This window comes from Rathayibacter sp. PhB151 (assembly GCF_004366415.1).
GTDB lineage: Bacteria > Actinomycetota > Actinomycetes > Actinomycetales > Microbacteriaceae > Rathayibacter > Rathayibacter festucae.
This window is the reverse complement of sequence record NZ_SOEN01000006.1, coordinates 677,556-694,690: the sequence shown is the minus strand read 5'-3', so window position 1 is coordinate 694,690 and position 17,135 is coordinate 677,556. Positions and strand designations below refer to the sequence as shown.

The following is a 17,135-nucleotide window of genomic DNA, read 5'->3' as shown; positions in this document are numbered from 1 at the left end:
CGTTCCTTACCGGTACCGGTCACTCCTCCTTACTGATCAGCTCTGCCGAATCGAGGTCGCCCGTGCTCGACGTCCGCCGCCTGGTGCTGCTGCGCGAGGTCGCCATCCGCGGCACGCTCGCCGCCGCCGCGGAGGCCCTCGCCTACAGTCCCTCCGCGGTCTCGCAGCAGCTCACCGTGCTCGAGCGCGAGACCGGTGTCGAGCTGCTGCGCAAGGTCGGGCGGCGGGTGCAGCTCACCCCGCAGGCCGAGATCCTGGTCGCGGCGGCCGGCGAGGTGCTGGCGCTGCTCGAGCGGGCGGAGGCGGCGCTCGCCGCGTCGGGGGAGTCGGTCACCGGTCGGGTGCGGGTCGCGGTCTTCCAGTCCGCGGCCCTGGCGCTGATGCCGGGCGCGCTGCGCTCGATCGCCGAGCGGGCGCCCGAGGTGCGGGTCGAGATGGTGCAGCGCGAGCCGGAGGGGGCGCTGCACGAGACCTCCTGGGCGCGCGAGTTCGACCTGGTCGTCGCCGAGCAGTACCCGGGCCACTCCGTGTCCTGGCTGCCGGGCCTGGTGCGCAGCGACCTCACGACCGACGCGATCCGGCTCGCGGTCCGCCGCGACTCCGAGGTGCGCGATCTGCAGAGCGCGCGCGACGCCGCCTGGGTGATGGAGCCGCGCGGCACCGCGAGCCGGCACTTCGCCGAGCAGACCTGCCGGGTCGCCGGCTTCGAGCCCGACGTGCGCTTCGAGACCGCTGACCTGCAGGCGCAGATCCGCCTCGCCGCCTCGGGCAACGCGGTCGCGCTGATGCCCGACCTGGTCTGGGCCGGCGGCGAGCCCGACTGCCGCCTGCTCGAGCTGCCCGGCCGCCCGCGCCGCACCATCTTCACGGCGCAGCGCGAGGCCCAGCTCGCCTCGCCCGCCGTCCGCGTCTTCCGCGAGTGCCTCGCCGAGGTCGCCGCCCACTACGCCTGACCCGCGCGTCCCCCTCCCTCCCGCGAGATGCCACTTGTGCACGCCTTTCCCGGCGTGTCGCGTGCACAAGTGGCATCTCGCGGAGGTGCTCATCGGGGGGTGTGGCGCGGACGGGGGACTGCTCGTGGCGGAGGAGGTGCGCTTGGCTGGCCGCACAGTGCCATGACAGCGCTACCACTCCGCCGCACCGAGGCGCACTCCGCCTCACGATCGAAAGGACCGCCGTGTCCTCGTCCTCCACCCCCACGCCCGGACCGTCCCGCCGAACCGTGAGCGCAGCGGCGGTGTGGAGCGCTCCGGTCGCCGCCGCGGTGATCGCGGCGCCTCTCGCTGCCGCCTCCACCGCCGCCCTCTGCGACAGCGCGGTCGCCTTCAGGCGGACCAGCAACACCGGCGGTGACACCGCGGTGCTCCTGGCGCCCAGCTCCTCCGGTGCGGTGTCCACCGTGCGGATCACCTCGGTGCTCGCTCCCGGAACCACGACGACGACGCAGGGTCAGAGCTTCAACCTGACTCAGAGCGGACTCGGATGGGGCGCGGTCACCGGGGAGACCGACCTCGAGAGCACCGAGGTGCAGTACTCGGGCACCGCGCCGAGAAGAGCGCTGGTCCTGAATCAGCGGCGCGAGGGTCCGGCCACGACCCTCCCCAGTCCGGGATCCGACTCGCAGACCCTGACCTTCCAGTTCTTCGATCCGCAGGGGCGGCTGTTCGATCCGGTCGACCTCCGGTTCGAGTTCTACGACTTCACCTCGCAGGACCGGCAGGCCTGGCAGCCGGATCACTGGGACGCGATGGGCTTCAGTGTCGCGCCGACGACGATCGTCCAGGACGGCCTCTTCGCGGGGACCGGTGCCGGCACGCTCGCCGACCCGTACCGTCGCGTCGAGGGAGACGTCTCGACCATCGCGTACTTCAAGAACGACATCTTCGTCTTCGACGTCTTCCCCTCCGGGAGCACGCTCACCTACACCCAGCACGAGGGCAGACAGGGCTGGCACGGGGTCTTCCTCACCGACCTCCGGTTCCGCTCCGCCGTCTGCTGACCTCCGCGAGATGCCACTTGTGCACGCTTTTCTCGGCGTGTCGCGTGCACAAGTGGCATCTCGCGGGGAGCGATGGGAGCGTGAGGGGCGTGACTGCGAACGAGGCGCGGATGGTCGAGACGACGGCGGCGGATGTGGTGGCGGGGCGGCTGTTCGCCGTGCAGGAGGCCGAGATCATGCGGCGCTACGGCGGCGACGACCCGGGGCCGCGGCCGCCTGCGGAGGCGCCGACGCTGCTGCTGCAGGTCGGACCCGAGGTCGTCGGCTGCGTCGCGCTCGCCGCCGAGGGCGCGGTCGGCGAGATCAAGCGGATGTTCGTGGCCGAGTCGGCGCGCGGCCGCGGCTACAGCCGCCTCCTCCTCGCGGGAGTCGAGGAGCTGGCCGTCCGCCACGGCGTGACGCTGCTCCGCCTGGTCACCGGCATCGAGCAGCCCGAGGCGATGGCGCTCTACAGCAGCTCGGGCTACGACCCGATCCCCGGCTTCGGCTACTGGGGCGACGAGCCGGCGACCCGCTGCTATGCGAAGCGGCTCGGTCCCGCCGCGGTCATGGGCTGAGCCCGGGCCCTCAGAGCTTGGCGAGCTTCGCGCGGGCGATCAGGAAGGCGCCGTACATCACGAGGCCGGCGCCGATCGCGGTCAGCGCGATGGTGCCGTAGGGCGGGACGTCGAGGAAGCGCAGGGCGCCGTCGAGCCCGGTCGCCCGCCGGGCGTCGCCGGTGATCGCCGCGACGACGAAGAGACCGCCGGCGATGCCGAGGGCGATCCCCTTCGAGACGTAGCCGGCGGCGCCCAGGATCAGCACGGCCAGGCCGCGGCGCCCCGCTGGGATGCGCACCAGCTTGCGGAAGCCGCGCCGCACGCCGATGGCGAGGAAGCCGATCCCGCTGCCGAGGACGATCCCGCCGACGATCGTCAGCACGATCGACCCGGCCGGGCGGGCCAGCAGGTCGGTGCTGATCGCGCGGATGGTCGCGGAGGAGCTCGTCGACCCGCCGAGCGCGAACACCAGCGTCGTCCCGGCCAGCGCGAGCGAGGCGAAGCCCTTGCCCGACTCGACGATCCGCCGCCCCCAGCGCTTCGCGCGGCTCGGATCGCTCGAGCGGCTCTGGAAGGTGAACTGCCACAGCCCGAGGGCGACGAGCGCGACCAGTGCCGCCCAGACGACGACGAGGCCGGCCGGCGACTCGGCCAGGCGCGCGATCGCACCCGACGGATCCGCCTCCTGCGTCGTCTCGTCGCCGAACGCCACCCGCAGCGAGAGGCCGCCGATCAGCAGGTGCACGACGCCGTTGACGGCGAAGCCGAGGCGCGCGAGGCGCCGGAATCGCCGCGTCCGCACCCCCGAGCGCGGCGTCGGCACGCTCACTGTGGACACCGGACCACCCTCTCACGCGTCCAGCCGTGATCCGCGTCCACCCCTGTCCCGGGGAGCCCGGGCGGCGGTGGAATGGAGTCCTGCCCGCGCCGTCCGCGGGCACCTCGAGGAAGAAGGACCGCCATGACCACCTGGCTCATCACCGGCTGCTCCACCGGACTCGGCCGCGCGCTCGCGACCGCCGTCCTCGCCCACGGCGACCGCGTCGTCGTCACCGCGCGCGACGTCGATTCCGTCCGCGACCTCGCCGAGGCGCACCCCGACTCCGCGCTCGCCCTCGCGCTGGACGTCACCGACGACGCGCAGGTGGCCGCCGCCGTCGACGCCGCCGAGGAGCGCTTCGGCGGGATCGACGTGCTCGTCAACAACGCGGGCTACGGCTACCGCGCGGCCGTCGAGGAGGGCGAGGCGGAGGCGGTGCAGCAGCTCTTCGACACGCAGCTCTTCGGCACGGTCCGCACGATCAAGGCGGTGCTGCCCGGGATGCGCGAGCGCCGCTCCGGGGTGATCGTCAACCTGTCCTCGATCGGCGCCCGGATCTCGCCCGAGGGCTCCGGCTACTACGCGGCGGTCAAGGCGGCGATCGAGGCGCTGACCGAGTCGCTGCGCAAGGAGGTCGCGCCGCTGGGCATCCGCGCGTTCTCGGTCGAGCCGGGCGGATTCCGCACCGACTTCGCCGGCCGCTCGCTCACCCAGTCGTCGCGGCCGATCGCGGACTACGCCGAGACGGCGGGCAAGCGCCGCAAGGAGCACGACACCGTGCACGGCACCCAGAAGGGCGACCCGGCGAAGGCGGCGACCGCCCTGATCGAGGCCGTGGAGTCGGACGCGCCGCCGTCGATCCTGCTGCTGGGCAACGACGCCTCGGACGCCTTCCGCGCGGCGCTCGACGCCCTCCGCTCCGACGTGGACGCGTGGGAGGGGCTCAGCCGCAGCACGGACTTCGCCGACGGGGAGTGAGGGGCCGGGTGCGGCAATGGGGCGGGGTCTCGTCGACACCTTCACGTTCCGCACCTTCCCGTCGGGGAGCACGCTCACCTCCAGCCGGTACGCACGGCAGCCCCGGCGCGAGATCACCTCGTACGTCTGCGGAGAATCATGCTGATCGAGTAGCCCGCGGAGTGGGCGTATCGAGATCCGCCACCGTCGGAACGCGAGTCTGCAGACCCGCCCTGCTGGTGGTGGCGGGTCTCGATACGCCCCTGCGGGGCTACTCGACCAGCATGTCTGCGGGCGTCTCTTCCCAGGAGATCCGCCACCGTCAGCACCTGAGTTCCTTGAAATGATCACCTCGTACGTCTGCGGAGAATCATGCTGATCGAGTAGCCCGCGGAGCGGTCGTATCGAGATCCACCACCGTCGGAACGCGGGTCTGCAGACCCGCCCTGCTGGTGGTGGTGGGTCTCGATACGCCCCTGCGGGGCTACTCGACCAGCATGTCTGGGGCGTCTCTTCCCAGTAGATCCAGCCCTGTCAGGACGTCGGTTCATCCGCCCGCTCGCGCCGGGTCGCGGGACTCCCGCGCCGGCCCGCGACCGGGCGGCCGCTCAGAGCGCCGCCGCGACCGCCGCCCCGGCCACCACCACGGCCGTGTGCCGGCCCGGCCCGAGGGCGCGCGGCTCCGCGCCCTCGAGGTCGAGCACCGCGGTGGCGCCCACCGGCACCTCGACCTCGACGCGCAGCTCGCCGTCGGCGAGGGTCCACGCGATGGAGGCGCGGCCGTAGGGCGTGAGGTGGGCGGCGCTCGCCGAGGTGAGCCCGCCGCCCGGGCGCGGCCGGAACAGGATCGAGCGGTAGCCCGGCTCGGCCGGCGCGAGACCCGCGACCACCCGGTGCAGCCAGTCGGCGACCGCCCCGAGCGCGTAGTGGTTGAACGAGGTCATCGTCCCCGGATTCACCGTGCCGTCGGGGAGCTGGCTGTCCCAGCGCTCCCAGATCGTCGTCGCGCCCTGGGTCACCGGGTACAGCCAGGACGGGCACTCGCGCTCGAGCAGCAGCGCGTAGGCGCGGTCGATCCCGCCCGTGCCCGAGAGCGCGTCCGAGACGATCGGCGTGCCGACGAAGCCGGTCGAGATGCGGTTCCCGGCGGACGCGACCAGCTCGGCCAGGCGGGCCCCCGCGGCGGCGCGCAGCGACTCCGGCAGCAGCTCGAACTCGAGGGCGAGCGCGTACGCGGTCTGCGCGTCGCTCACCATCCGTCCGTCCGGCTCGACGTAGCGATCGACGAAGGCGGCCCGGACCTCGGCGGCCAGCGCGAGGAAGCGGTCGGCGTCCCGCTCGCGGCCGAGCACGCGGGCGGTCTGCCCCAGCCGCCGGGCGGACTGCGCGAAATAGGCCGTGGCGACCAGGTAGCGGTCGGTCTTCGCGTCCGCCGGGTCCTGGGGAGGAGCGTCCGGATCGAGCCAGTCGCCCAGCTGGAAGCCCTCGTCCCAGAGCCGCGACGGCCCGGCGAGCCGTTCGACGAGCTCGACCCAGGCCTTCGCGCTGTCGTACTGCGCCGCCAGCACCCCCGCGTCGCCGAAGCGCTCGTACAGGGTCCAGGGCACGAGGACCGCGGCGTCGCCCCAGGCCGCGCCGGGGCGGATCGGCGTCCACATCGCGTGCGCGGGGATCACCGGGACGTACCAGGGCACCGTGCCGTCGGGCAGCTGCTCGGCCGCCACATCGCGGAGCCAGGACGAGAGCATCCCGGAGACGTCGAAGAGGAACGACGCGGTCGGCGCGAAGACCTGGATGTCGCCGGTCCAGCCGACCCGCTCGTCGCGCTGCGGGCAGTCGGTGGGGATGTCCACCATGTTGCCGCGCATGCTCCACAGCACGTTCTCGTGCAGCCGCTCGACCAGCGGGTCGGAGCAGGCGAACCAGCCGGTGCGCTCGAAGTCGGTGTGCAGGACCCGGGCGACGACGTCCCCCGCGGCCACCGCCGCCTCGAGGTCCCCCGGCCAGCCCTCGACCTCGACGAAGCGGAAGCCGTGGAAGGTGAATCGCGGCTCCCACTCCTCCTCGGCGCGGCCCGCCAGCGTGTAGACGTCCGTGGAGCGGGCGTCGCGCAGCGGCCGGGTGTAGAGCTCGCCCTCCTGCATGATCTCGGCGGTGCGGAGGGTGACGGTCGCCCCGCGCGGCCCGCTCAGCCGGATCCGCATCCGCCCGACGAGGTTCTGCCCCAGGTCGAGCACGCTCCGGCCGCTCGGGGTGCGCAGCACGGCGACGGGGCGCACCTCCTCGGTGCAGCGGACCGGCGGGCCCTGCGGAGCGACGAGGGTCGCTGGATCGCGCTCCGCCACCGCGACCGGCGTCCAGCCGGCGTCGTCGAAGCCGGGGGAGGACCAGCCGTCCCGCTCCTCGCGCGCGTCGTGCACCTCACCGTCGTAGTTGCCGGAGAAGAGGATCGGGCCGGGCGCGGCCCGCCAGGACGGGTCGGTCGCGACGGTCTCGCGCCGGCCGTCGGCGTAGACGATCTCCAGCTGCGCGATCAGCGAGAGGTCGGTGCCGTAGAGGTTCCGGAAGCCGCCGCGCCAGCCCAGCCGGCCGCGGTACCAGCCGTCGCCGAGCCAGGAGCCGAGCGCGTTCTCGCCGGGGACGAGGGCGTCGGTGACGTCGTGGGTGGCGTAGCGGAGGCGGTCGGCGTAGGCCGTCCAGCCGGGCGCGAGGGTGTCGTCGCCGACGCGGGCGCCGTTGAGCTCGACCTCGTACAGGCCGTGCGCGCTGAGGTAGAGGCGCGCGGAGGCGACCTCGCCGCCGACCGTGAAGGAGCGGCGCACCAGTGGCGGCCGCCGGTCGGACTCCGGGTCCTCCGGCCAGGCGGCGCCGACCGGCACCGCGCTCCAGTCCTGCGGCTCGAGCAGGCCGGCCTCGACGGCCGTCGGACGGCTCCAGGGGGCGTCGTCCTCGCCGCGGCCGAAGACGCGCACCCGGACCTCGACCCGCTCCCGGCTCGTCAGCGGAGCGAACGGCCACGGCACGAGGACCGACTCGGCGGAGCCGACGCGTCGGCGCTGCACGTCGCCGGCGGCGTCGACGCGCTCGAGCTCGTACGACTCCTGGCGCCAGTCGTCGCCGGCGAGGCTCGTCCAGGAGAGGCGGGGTCGGCGCTCGCCGATGCCGAGCGCCGCACGGTGGTGCTCGATGCGGGGGGAGGAGGGGATGGCCACCGGGGTGCCTCGTTCCTGCTGGGCGAGCACTCCTCTGCGTGAGCGTCTCGATTCTGACACGTTTCAATCGAGCGCCAGCATAGCCCCGGAACTGCTGTTTGACACGTTTCAAAATGCGAGTCATCATGGGGACAGCTGCTGGGCGGGCCCGGCGCACCACGACGACGTGGACCGGAGCGATCCGGCCAGGAGGAGGAGAGCCGCGATGACGCCAGCACCCCCAGGACCGGCACCCCGGACACCGGCACCCCGGGTGGCCCTCGTGGGCACCCTCGACACCAAGGGCGCCGAGTACGCCTGGACGGCCGCCCGTCTGCGCGACCTCGGCGTCGAGGTGCTGCTCGTCGACGTGGGCGTCGGCGCCCACTCCGGAGCGGCCGCTCCCGACGTCACCGCCGCCGAGACCGCCCGCGCCGCGGGCGCCGAGCTCGAGGAGCTGCGCTCGCGCGGCGATCGCGGGGCCGCGATGACCGCGATGGGCGAGGGCGCCGCCGTCGTCCTCGAGCGCCTCCGGAGCGACGGCGGTCTCGACGGCGTCCTGGCCCTCGCCGGCAGCGGCGGCTCATCCATCGCCGCCCGCGCCGTGCGCGACCTGCCCATCGGGCTGCCGAAGATGCTCGTCTCGACGATGGCGTCGGGAGACGTCGCCCCCTACGTCGGCGCGAGCGACGTGACGATGACCTACAGCGTCGTCGACATCGCCGGCATCAACAGCCTCTCCCGCGAGGTCCTCGACAACGCCGCCGGCGGCATAGCGGGGATGGCCGCCGCGCACGCCGCCCGGCGCGAGCAGCCCGCGGAGGAGTCCGGCCGTCCGCTCGTCGCGGCCACCATGTTCGGAGTGACGACCGCCGCCGTCGACGTCGCCCGCGCCCGCCTCGACGAGCTCGGCTACGAGGTCCTCGTCTTCCACGCCACGGGCTCCGGCGGCCGGGCCGTCGAGGCCCTGGCCCGCTCGGGGCACCTCGCGGGGGTGCTCGACCTCACCACCACCGAGCTCGCGGACGAGCTGGTCGGCGGCGTGCTCACGGCCGGCCCCGACCGGCTCGAGGCGGCCGGGCGCGCAGGCGTCCCGCAGGTCGTCAGCCTCGGAGCGCTGGACATGGTCAACTTCGGCCCGCGGGACGGCGTCCCGGAGCGCTTCGCGCAGCGGCGGGTCTTCGTGCACAACCCGACGGTGACGCTGATGCGCACCACCGCCGACGAGAGCGCCGAGCTGGGCGGCCTGATCGGCCGGAAGCTCGCCGCGGCCGAGGGGCCGACCGTGCTGGCCGTGCCGAGGGGCGGGCTCTCGGCGATCGGGGTGCCGGGCGCCGTCTTCGCCGACGCCGAGGCCGATGCCGCGCTGGTCGACGCTGTGCTCGCCGCAGTGGCCGGCTCCGCGGTCGAGGTCCTCGACTCCCCGCTCGACGTGAACGATCCGGAGTTCGCCCGCGCCGCCGCGGACGCGCTCGACCGGCTGATCCGCCACGCCGCGGATCCCGCCGCCGACCACTCCGCGGCCCACGCCGCCGGCCAGGACAGGAGCTGACATGGACCGCGCGACCGCACTCGCCCGCCTCCGCCGCACGATCGCCGCGGGGCGACCCGTCATCGGCGCGGGGGCGGGCACCGGCATCTCGGCGAAGGCCGCCGAGGCCGGCGGAGCCGACCTGCTGATCATCTACAACTCCGGCCGCTTCCGGATGGCGGGACGCGGCTCGCTCTCGGGGCTGCTGCCCTACGGCGACGCCAATCAGATCGTCGTCGAGATGAGCCGCGAGGTGCTGCCGATCATCCGCGACACCCCGGTGCTCGCCGGGGTCTGCGGCACCGATCCGTTCCGGCGGATGGAGGTCTTCCTCGACGAGCTGGCGCGGCTCGGCTTCACGGGGGTGCAGAACTTCCCGACGGTCGGGCTCTTCGACGGCGTCTTCCGGCAGAACCTCGAGGAGACCGGCATGGGCTTCGACCTCGAGGTCGAGATGATCCGGCTCGCCGCCGAGCGCGACCTGCTCACCGCCCCGTACGTCTTCGACGTCGCGTCGACCGTGGCGATGACGGAGGCCGGCGCCGACGTCCTCGTCCCGCACATGGGCCTCACCACCAGCGGCAGCATCGGCGCGCAGACGGCGCTCTCGCTCGAGGAGTCGGCCGCGCGCGTGCAGGAGCTGCGCGACGCGGCGGTCGCCGTGAATCCGGACGTCATCGTGCTCTGCCACGGCGGCCCGATCGCCGAGCCCGCCGACGCCGCGTACGTCCTCCAGCACACGACGGGGGTCGCCGGCTTCTTCGGCGCCTCCTCCGTCGAGCGCCTGCCGACCGAGCGGGCGATCCGCCAGCAGCTCGTCGACTTCACCAGCATCCCGCTCACCTCGAAGGAGACCCCGTGACCACGACACCGCCCGCCACCCCGTCCGTCCCGTCCGCGCAGTCCGGCCGCCGCCCCGACGACGTGCCCACCCGCGTCTTCGACTGGGGCACCATCAAGTGGCTCGTCACCCCGCACCTCGACGGACCCGTCGGCCTGACCACCGGCGAGGTGATCATCTACCCCGGTCAGGGCCACGATCCGCACAGCCACCCCGGTGAGGAGGAGGTCATCTACGTCGTCTCGGGCGAGGGCGAGCAGACCGTCGGCGACGGCCCGGCGTTCGCGATCCGCGAGGGCGACGCCCTGCACATCCCGCGCGACACGGTGCACTCCACCTACAACACCACCTGGCGGCCGCTGCGCCTGCTCGTCGTCTACACGCCCGGCGGCGCCGAGACCGGCCTCGACGAGCTGCCCGGCGCGCGGATCCTCGAGCCCGGCACCGCGCCGCGCTGGGCGCAGGCCTGATGCCGGTCTACGAGCCCGGCACCTGGCTGCATCCCGGCGACCGGCCGGAGTGGTGCGCTGTCGGCACCCTCGGCCGCTTCGCCGTGCCGCTGGAGGGCGGGCGGTTCGACCGGCACCACCACGACGACCACGAGGTGTGGTTCTTCGCGGAGGGGAAGGGGCGGATCCTCGTCGACGGCGCCGAGCGCTACGTCCAGGCCGGCGACATCGTGCTCACCCGGGCGGGCGACGTGCACGACATCGTCGCGGTCTACGAGCCGCTCCGCGGGTTCTTCACCGAGACCGGCCTGCCGGCGGGCGGGCGCACCGGGCACCTGCACGCCGACGAGTCGGACGCCGCCGGGCATGAGGTCCCGGCCCTCCCGCTGCCCGCGGACTTCCCCGTACGCTGACGCCCGACCCCGCCCCACTCCGCTCGACCCCCGCCCGACCCCGCGAGAGGACCCCCATGCGCATCGCCGTCACCGGCTGCTCCGGCACACTCGGCACCGCGACCCTGGAGCGGCTGCTCGCCGACGGCCACGAGCCGATCGGCCTCGACCTGACGCCGCCGACGGTCGCGGTGCCCTTCACCCGCGTCGATTTCACCGACTACGGCCAGGCGCTCGACGCCGTGCTCGGCATCACCGCGCGGCACAGCGGAGTCGACGCGATCGTCCACCTCGCGGCGATCCCGGTGAACGGCCTGGTCCCGGACGCGGCGACCTTCCACGCCAACATGACCGTCTCCTTCAACCTGTTCCACTCCGCGCTGCGGGCCGGAGTGACGCGGATCGTGCACGCCTCCAGCATCACCGCGATGGGCTTCCCCTTCGCCGAGCCGCCCGCCTCCCTCCCGCTCACGGAGGAGGACGGCGACCGCGCGAACAGCACCTACGGCCTGGTCAAGGTCCTCGAGGAGGCGATGGCCCGGCAGCTCGTCCGCTGGGACCGGGACTGCTCGATCACCGCGCTGCGCTTCACCAACATCACCCGGGCCGGCGAGTACTCCCGCTTCGTCGAGCGCGCCGGCGACCCGGCCTACCGCCGCGAACTGCTGTGGAGCTACGTCGACGCCCGCGACGGCGCGAGCGCGATCGCGCGCGCCCTGGAGGTCGGCGAGCCCGGCTTCGCCGTCTACGACATCGCCGCCTCCGACACCGGCCTGATGATCCCCTCGGCCGAGCTGGTCGCTGGAGCCTTCCCCGACGTACCGCTGACCCGCCCCCTCGAGGGCTTCGAGACGGTCGTCTCGATCGACCGCGCCCGCGAGGCCCTCGGCTGGGAGCCCGCGCACCTCTGGCGCGCCGAGGCGGAGCTCGAGCGCCGCGCCTGAGCGGCACCCGCCTCAGCGGACACGGCCCTGTCGGATCAGCGCGAAGCGAGCGATCGGATCCCTCGCTCGCCCGACATCAGGGTCGGCTCGCGCGGACGGGCACCTCGGGGAGTTCGATCGGGGTGACGGATGTCATCCCGCTGGCGTACGCGCGGGCCGTCTCCTCCCACTCGCGCTGCGCCCGGAGCAGGAGATCGAACGTGCCGAGCTCGCCGGCGCTGTAGACGAGCTTCTCGATCTCCGCGGCGTAGGCGGCGAGCTCGCCGGCGGTGAACTCGCTCGTCCAGGCGAAGAGGTCGGTCAGGGCGGCGGGGACGTCGCCGCGATGGCGGCCGATGGCGCGGAGGAGGCGGCTCGAGAGCGCGATCCCGTTCTCCAGGACGGCGAGATCGTGACCGCGGAGGATGACGAGGTCGTCGCCGTCGCGACGGGTGATCTGGACCCGGCCCTCGTCGATGTGCGCGAGGACGTCCTTCGGCTTGCGGAGGAGTTCGGTGAAGGTCGCGGTGCTCATCTGCTCAGGATACATCTGATCATGATCAGATATCTGACCGCGGCGTGCGTCGGCGTAGGACGTCGGAAGGCGCGAGTCGCCCGAGAGCGCCAATCGTCAGCCGAGGCGGAAGGTCAGCTCCAGGGACGCGTCCTCGAGTGGGACGCGGTAGCGCTCCGGGAGCGCCGGGCCGCAGGAGGCGCTGCCGACGCCCTGCTGGCGGACGTCGAGGTCGAGCACGACGTGGCCGGAGTCGCGCAGCTCGTGGGGATGCGCGGCGACGGCGAGGGCCTCGCTCGTCCAGCGGCGGGCGGTGAAGTCGAAGCCGTCGCCCGTGACGACGAGGGGCGGCAGGCCCGGACCGCTGAGCGAGAGGCGCCGGGTGCCGACGTGGTTGCCGTTCTCCTGCGGCACGACGTACGGCGTCTGCAGGGCGTCGATGCTCGCGGCGAAGCGGCCGAAGCGGACGGCGTCGAGGGTGTCGGCGTAGGACTCGCCGGGGCCGCGGCCGAGCCAGTCGGCGTCCGCGTAGCCGCCCGGGAGCGTCAGGCGGAGGCCGAGGCGCGGCGGGGTCACCGAGTGGTGGCCGTGCGGGGTGTCCTGCCAGGCGCCGGTGAACGCGAACTGCGCGGCGAGGTGCATAGCGCCCTCCTCCGCCGTCCAGACCAGGCGGCTGAGCACGGCGAGCGTCTGGGTCGCCGGTCCGCTCCGGGTGGTCACGGTCACGGAGTGCTCATCGCGCTCGACCGAGACGGTGCGGTGCAGGACGCGGTCGAGGCCGACGGCCGACCAGCTCGCGGCGAGCGCGTTCAGCGTCCCCTGCCCGCGGTCGTTCTCGGTCGGCGCGCGCCAGAGGTCGACGAGGGGCCCGTCGACGGGCACGCCGCCGAGGGAGAGGATTCGCCCGGTGCGCGGGTCGAGCAGGGCGTCGCCGAGGCGCAGCACGCCGTCCTCGTCGGCGACCCGTGCTGAGCGGCGGCGGACGGCGGGGGTCGGCGCGTCGATCCGCTGCCCCCACGCCACCTCGTGGCCGGCGGGCGCCCAGGGCGCCGCCTCGGCCAGCTCGGCCGAGACGGTGAGGACACCCGCGACCGGTGCCGTGAACGGCACGACGACGCTCCCGCGGGCCGGCACGGCGGGGACGTCGAGCAGGCCCTCCGCGAGCAGCGCCCCGTCGTCCTCGACCCGCCAGCGCCAGCGCAGTGCCGCGGTGTCGACGACGTCCTGCCGGCTGCGGATCGCGATCGCCCCCTCCGCCACGTCGATCACCACGGGTGCGATCGCCCGCGCGAGCGACGCGAGGCCGGGCGAGGGCGTGCGGTCGGGGAAGAGCAGCCCGTCGATGCAGTAGCTGCCGCCGTTCGGCTGGAAGTCGATGTCGCCGCCGTGCCGGAAGTGCTCCGACCCGTCGGCGGCGGTCGCGCGGAAGCCGTGGTCGATCCACTCCCAGACGAAGCCGCCGGCCATCCGGTCGGACGACTCGAGGATCCGCTGGTACTCGTCGAGCGAGCCCGGGCCGTTGCCCATCGCGTGCCCGTACTCGCAGAGCACGAAGGGCAGGCGCCGGCGGCGCGCGTCGTCGGGCGAGCCGGCCACCACGCCCTCGGGGGTCGGCTCCCGCCGCTCGGCGATCGCCGCGAGCTCCTCCAGCGCGGGGTACATCGCCGAGGAGAAGTCGGAGTTGCGGAAGCTCGGATCGCGCTCGTAGTGGATCGGCCGGCTCGGATCGAGCCGGCGCACGACCCGCTCGAGCACGTCGAACGACTCGCCGACCATGCTCTCGTTCGCGAGCGACCAGATGACGATGCTCGGGTGGCTGCGGTCGCGCGCGACCATCCGGGTGACGCGGTCGACGAGGGCCTCGCGCCACTGCGGCTCGGTCGGCGGGTTGCCCTGCCAGCCCGCGTAGATGAAGCCGTGCGTCTCGATGTCGCACTCCTCCAGCACCCAGAGCCCGAGCTCGTCGCAGAGGCGGAGGAAGGCGGGGTGCGGCGGATAGTGCGAGGTGCGCACCGCGGTGACGTTCGCCCGCTTCATCAGCTCGATGTCCCGGCGCATGGTCGCCTCGTCGAGGGCGCGGCCGCGATCGGGGTCGTGCTCGTGCCGGTTCACGCCGCGCAGGCGGACGGGGGAGCCGTTGACGGTGAAGACGCCGTCGCGGATCCGCACCGTGCGGAAGCCCACGGCGAGCTCGATCCGCTCACCGGCGACCTCGAGCGTGCCGCGGTACAGGCGCGGCGACTCGGCGCTCCACGGCTCGACCGGCAGCCGGACGCTCTCGCCCGCCGGGGCCTCGAGGCCGAGCTCGGGCAGCCGGACCACGCCGGGCAGCTCGCCGCCCGCCTCGTCCAGCGCGCGCACCAGCAGGGTGCCCGTGCCGTCCTCGTAGTCGGCGCTGACGAGCACGTCGTCGGCCGCGCCGTCCGGTCGCCAGAGCAGCTCGACCTCGCGGAAGATGCCGGGCAGCCACCACATGTCCTGGTCCTCGAGGTAGCTCCCCGCCGACCAGCGCTGCACGCGGACGGCGAGCAGGTTCTCGCCGCGCCGCAGCGGCGTCGTGACGTCGAACTCGAAGGGCAGCCGGCTGCCCGTCGACCAGCCGAGCGGCTCGTCGTTCAGCCAGGCGGCGCCGCAGGAGTCGACGCCCTGGAAGCGCAGCACGGTCCGGCCGCCCTCCGGCCAGCCGGCGGGCAGCTCGAAGCGCAGGCGGTGGTCGCCGGTCGGGTTCTCCTCCGGCAGGTGCGGGGGATCGAGCGGGAAGGGGAACGCGGTGTTCGTGTAGAGCGGGTCGCCGTGGCCCTCGAGCACCCAGTGCGACGGGATGCGCAGCAGGTCCCAGTCCGCATCGTCGAGCAGCGGATCCGCGAACCCCGGCCCGGTCCCGCGCGCGGTCGGCGCGAGCCGGAAGCGCCAGTCCCCGTCGAGCCGCAGCCGCGGCGCGTCGCTGAGCACGTCCGCCCGCGGCCGCCTCCGCCCCTCACCCGGCCGGGGATCCTCCCAGTACGCCTCCTCCGCGAGATGCCACTTGTGCACGGCTTTCACGGCGTGTCGCCCGCACAAGTGGCATCTCGCGGGAGAGGGGAGGGGGAGGGGGAGGGGGAGGGGGAGGGCGCGCGCATCCGTCAGCCCTTCACGGAGCCGGCGGCGAGGCCCGCCATGATCTGCTTGTTGAGGAAGAGGTAGAGCACGAGCATCCCGAGGATGTTGATGCTGATCGAGGCGAACAGCGGCCCGTACTGCGTCGAGCCGTACTCGTCGCTGAAGTTCAGCAGCCCGACCTGCACCGTGGCCAGCTCGTCGTTCGTCGTGAAGGTCAGCGCGATCAGCAGGTCGTTCCAGACCGCGAAGAACTCGACCAGCGCGATCGTGATGATCGCGTTGCGCATCATCGGCACGCCGACCCGCCAGAAGGCGGTGATCATGCTCGCGCCGTCGATCGCGGCGGCCTCGAAGATCTCGCGGGGGATCGCGCGGAAGTAGGCCGTCATCAGGAACACCGTCAGCGGCAGCCCCATCACCGTGTAGGTGATGATCAGCGGCCAGAGCGAGTTCGTCAGGCCGGTCCGGAAGTACACCGTGAACAGCGGGACCAGGATCATCTGGCCGGGGATCATGATGCCCGCGATGAACAGCAGCAGCACCGTGTTGCGGCCGCGCCAGACCAGGACCTCGAGCGCGAACGCGGCGGCGACGCCGAGCACGATCATCAGGGCGAGCGAGGGGACGGTGACCAGGACGCTGTTGCGCAGGTTCGTCGCCAGGTCGCCCTCCGTCAGCGCCGAGACGTAGTTCGAGAAGTCGAGGCTCTGCGGCAGCGCCCAGGTCGGGTTCGCGAAGAACTCGTTCTGCGTCTTGAACGAGCCCATCACGATCCAGAAGATCGGGTACGCCTCGACGACGACGAGCAGGCCGATCAGGACGCGGCCGATCCAGCGCCGCGTGCCGCGACCGAGGCTGCGGACCCGGCGGTGCGGGCCGGCCGGCACCGAGGGGCGGGTGCGGGGTGCCGGGCGGGAGAGGGTTCCGGTGGACACCTCAGGCCTCCTTCGTGTTGTCGCGGCGCGACGAGCGGAAGATGAAGAGGGTGACGAGGAAGCACATGATCGTCAGCACCAGCGCGATCGTCGAGCCGTAGCCGTAGTCCGAGTAGCTGAAGACGGTGCGGTACATGTAGAGCGTCAGCGGTGTCGTCGAGCTGCCCGGTCCGCCGTTGTTCAGCGCGAGCAGGGTGTCGAAGACCTTGAGCGTGCTGTTGAAGCTGAAGATCACCGACGACAGCAGCACCGGCAGCGACAGCGGCAGCACGATCGAGGAGACCAGGCGCCAGCCGGTCGCCCCGTCGAGGCGGGCCGACTCGAGCGTCTCCTCCGGGATGTCGACGAGGCCGGCGTAGAGCAGGATCGCGAAGAAGCCCATCGAGCGCCAGAGCTCCATGATCACGGCGACGGCGAAGGTGCCCTCGGCGGTCGCGAACCAGTCGATGCTGCCGAGACCGAGGAACCCGAGTCCCGCGTTGACCGGGCCCTCCTGGCCGCCGACGGCGAACATGCTCTTGAAGAGCAGCGCGACGGCGACCGTGGGCAGCACGGTCGGGAAGAACACGACGGTCCGGACGAAGGAGGACGCGTTCTTCAGCACGAAGACGTAGAGCAGGGCGAGCGCGTAGCCGAGCACGACCTGCCCCGCGGTGATCACGAGCGAGTAGCGGACGGTGAACCAGAGCGCCTCGAGCGCCTGCGGATCCTGCAGGAAGCGCAGGAAGTTCTCGCCGCCGGAGAACTCGAAGCCGCTGAGCGGATTGCCGGTGAAGAAGGTGAGTCCGAGCGACCAGAGCACCGGGACGAGCTTGATGAGCGTGTAGACGGCGAGGGCCGGTCCGAGAAGGATCAGGATCGCCTTCTTGTCTCCGAGGACGCTGTTCACGGAAGCGCTGTCCTTTCGACGTGCGCGCAGGGCGTGCACGCGGGGGAGGAGGAAGA

The 17,135-nt window shown here is 73.2% G+C and carries 15 protein-coding genes; 9 read left to right on the top strand and 6 right to left on the bottom strand.

Translation table 11 applies throughout. The features are described from left to right. The first annotated feature begins 62 nt into the window (after positions 1-62). The 3 genes from EDF35_RS04000 to EDF35_RS20625 all read left to right on the top strand — a co-directional run bounded on the left by EDF35_RS04000 (position 63) and on the right by EDF35_RS20625 (position 2,556). Positions 63-953 (top strand): LysR substrate-binding domain-containing protein, encoded by an 891-nt coding sequence (locus EDF35_RS04000; RefSeq protein WP_123701500.1) that lies wholly within the window; start codon positions 63-65, stop codon positions 951-953. A 269-nt stretch (positions 954-1,222) separates the two neighbouring features. After that, complete coding sequence (locus tag EDF35_RS20630; RefSeq protein WP_166673995.1) at positions 1,223-1,999, top strand: hypothetical protein; 777 nt, start codon at positions 1,223-1,225, stop codon at positions 1,997-1,999. Positions 2,000-2,088: 89 nt separating this feature from the next. After that, complete coding sequence (locus EDF35_RS20625) at positions 2,089-2,556, top strand: GNAT family N-acetyltransferase (protein WP_166673994.1); 468 nt, start codon at positions 2,089-2,091, stop codon at positions 2,554-2,556. Positions 2,557-2,566: 10 nt separating this feature from the next. On the opposite strand, the gene EDF35_RS03990 is transcribed toward EDF35_RS20625, so the two are convergent. Further along, positions 2,567-3,376 carry a DUF1206 domain-containing protein gene (locus tag EDF35_RS03990; RefSeq protein ID WP_123701506.1) on the bottom strand — a complete coding sequence of 270 codons (810 nt, stop codon included), beginning with the start codon at positions 3,374-3,376 and terminating at the stop codon, positions 2,567-2,569. Positions 3,377-3,499: 123 nt separating this feature from the next. On the opposite strand from EDF35_RS03990, the gene EDF35_RS03985 reads away from it, so the two are divergent. Beyond that, positions 3,500-4,336, top strand: a complete 837-nt coding sequence (locus tag EDF35_RS03985) for an oxidoreductase (RefSeq protein ID WP_133960798.1) — start codon at positions 3,500-3,502, stop codon at positions 4,334-4,336. A 587-nt stretch (positions 4,337-4,923) separates the two neighbouring features. Here the strand turns inward: EDF35_RS03985 and EDF35_RS03980 are convergent. Further along, positions 4,924-7,527, bottom strand: coding sequence for an alpha-L-rhamnosidase (locus EDF35_RS03980; RefSeq protein WP_133960797.1), 2,604 nt, complete (start codon positions 7,525-7,527; stop codon positions 4,924-4,926). 205 nt (positions 7,528-7,732) lie between these two features. Between EDF35_RS03980 and EDF35_RS03975 the strand changes: the two genes are divergently transcribed. Genes EDF35_RS03975 through EDF35_RS03955 form a run of 5 tightly spaced genes read left to right on the top strand, consistent with a single transcriptional unit; the run spans position 7,733 to position 11,663 of the window. After that, entirely contained in the window at positions 7,733-9,058 is a 1,326-nt protein-coding gene (locus EDF35_RS03975; RefSeq protein ID WP_133960796.1) for a Tm-1-like ATP-binding domain-containing protein, read from the top strand. Position 9,059: 1 nt separating this feature from the next. Continuing rightward, on the top strand, positions 9,060-9,899 hold the full coding sequence (locus tag EDF35_RS03970; protein WP_123701514.1) for a phosphoenolpyruvate hydrolase family protein: 840 nt from the start codon (positions 9,060-9,062) through the stop codon (positions 9,897-9,899). Further along, positions 9,896-10,348 carry a cupin domain-containing protein gene (locus tag EDF35_RS03965; RefSeq protein WP_133960795.1) on the top strand — a complete coding sequence of 151 codons (453 nt, stop codon included), beginning with the start codon at positions 9,896-9,898 and terminating at the stop codon, positions 10,346-10,348. The genes EDF35_RS03970 and EDF35_RS03965 overlap by 4 nt, the downstream gene beginning before the upstream one ends. Further along, a complete protein-coding gene (locus EDF35_RS03960) occupies positions 10,348-10,740 on the top strand; it encodes an AraC family ligand binding domain-containing protein (protein ID WP_123444728.1) in 393 nt (130 codons plus the stop codon). The genes EDF35_RS03965 and EDF35_RS03960 overlap by 1 nt, the downstream gene beginning before the upstream one ends. Before the next feature lie 56 nt (positions 10,741-10,796). After that, complete coding sequence (locus EDF35_RS03955; RefSeq protein ID WP_133960794.1) at positions 10,797-11,663, top strand: NAD(P)-dependent oxidoreductase; 867 nt, start codon at positions 10,797-10,799, stop codon at positions 11,661-11,663. A 76-nt stretch (positions 11,664-11,739) separates the two neighbouring features. On the opposite strand, the gene EDF35_RS03950 is transcribed toward EDF35_RS03955, so the two are convergent. The 4 genes from EDF35_RS03950 to EDF35_RS03935 all read right to left on the bottom strand — a co-directional run bounded on the left by EDF35_RS03950 (position 11,740) and on the right by EDF35_RS03935 (position 17,079). Beyond that, positions 11,740-12,177, bottom strand: coding sequence for a hypothetical protein (locus EDF35_RS03950; protein WP_133960793.1), 438 nt, complete (start codon positions 12,175-12,177; stop codon positions 11,740-11,742). A gap of 96 nt (positions 12,178-12,273) precedes the next feature. Then, on the bottom strand, positions 12,274-15,189 hold the full coding sequence (locus EDF35_RS03945; protein WP_133960792.1) for a glycoside hydrolase family 2 TIM barrel-domain containing protein: 2,916 nt from the start codon (positions 15,187-15,189) through the stop codon (positions 12,274-12,276). A gap of 89 nt (positions 15,190-15,278) precedes the next feature. Further along, positions 15,279-16,190: a carbohydrate ABC transporter permease gene (locus EDF35_RS03940; RefSeq protein WP_243581075.1), complete on the bottom strand. Its 912-nt coding sequence runs from the start codon at positions 16,188-16,190 to the stop codon at positions 15,279-15,281. 1 nt (position 16,191) lies between these two features. Continuing rightward, positions 16,192-17,079, bottom strand: coding sequence for a sugar ABC transporter permease (locus EDF35_RS03935; RefSeq protein ID WP_123444732.1), 888 nt, complete (start codon positions 17,077-17,079; stop codon positions 16,192-16,194). Positions 17,080-17,135: the final 56 nt, after the last annotated feature.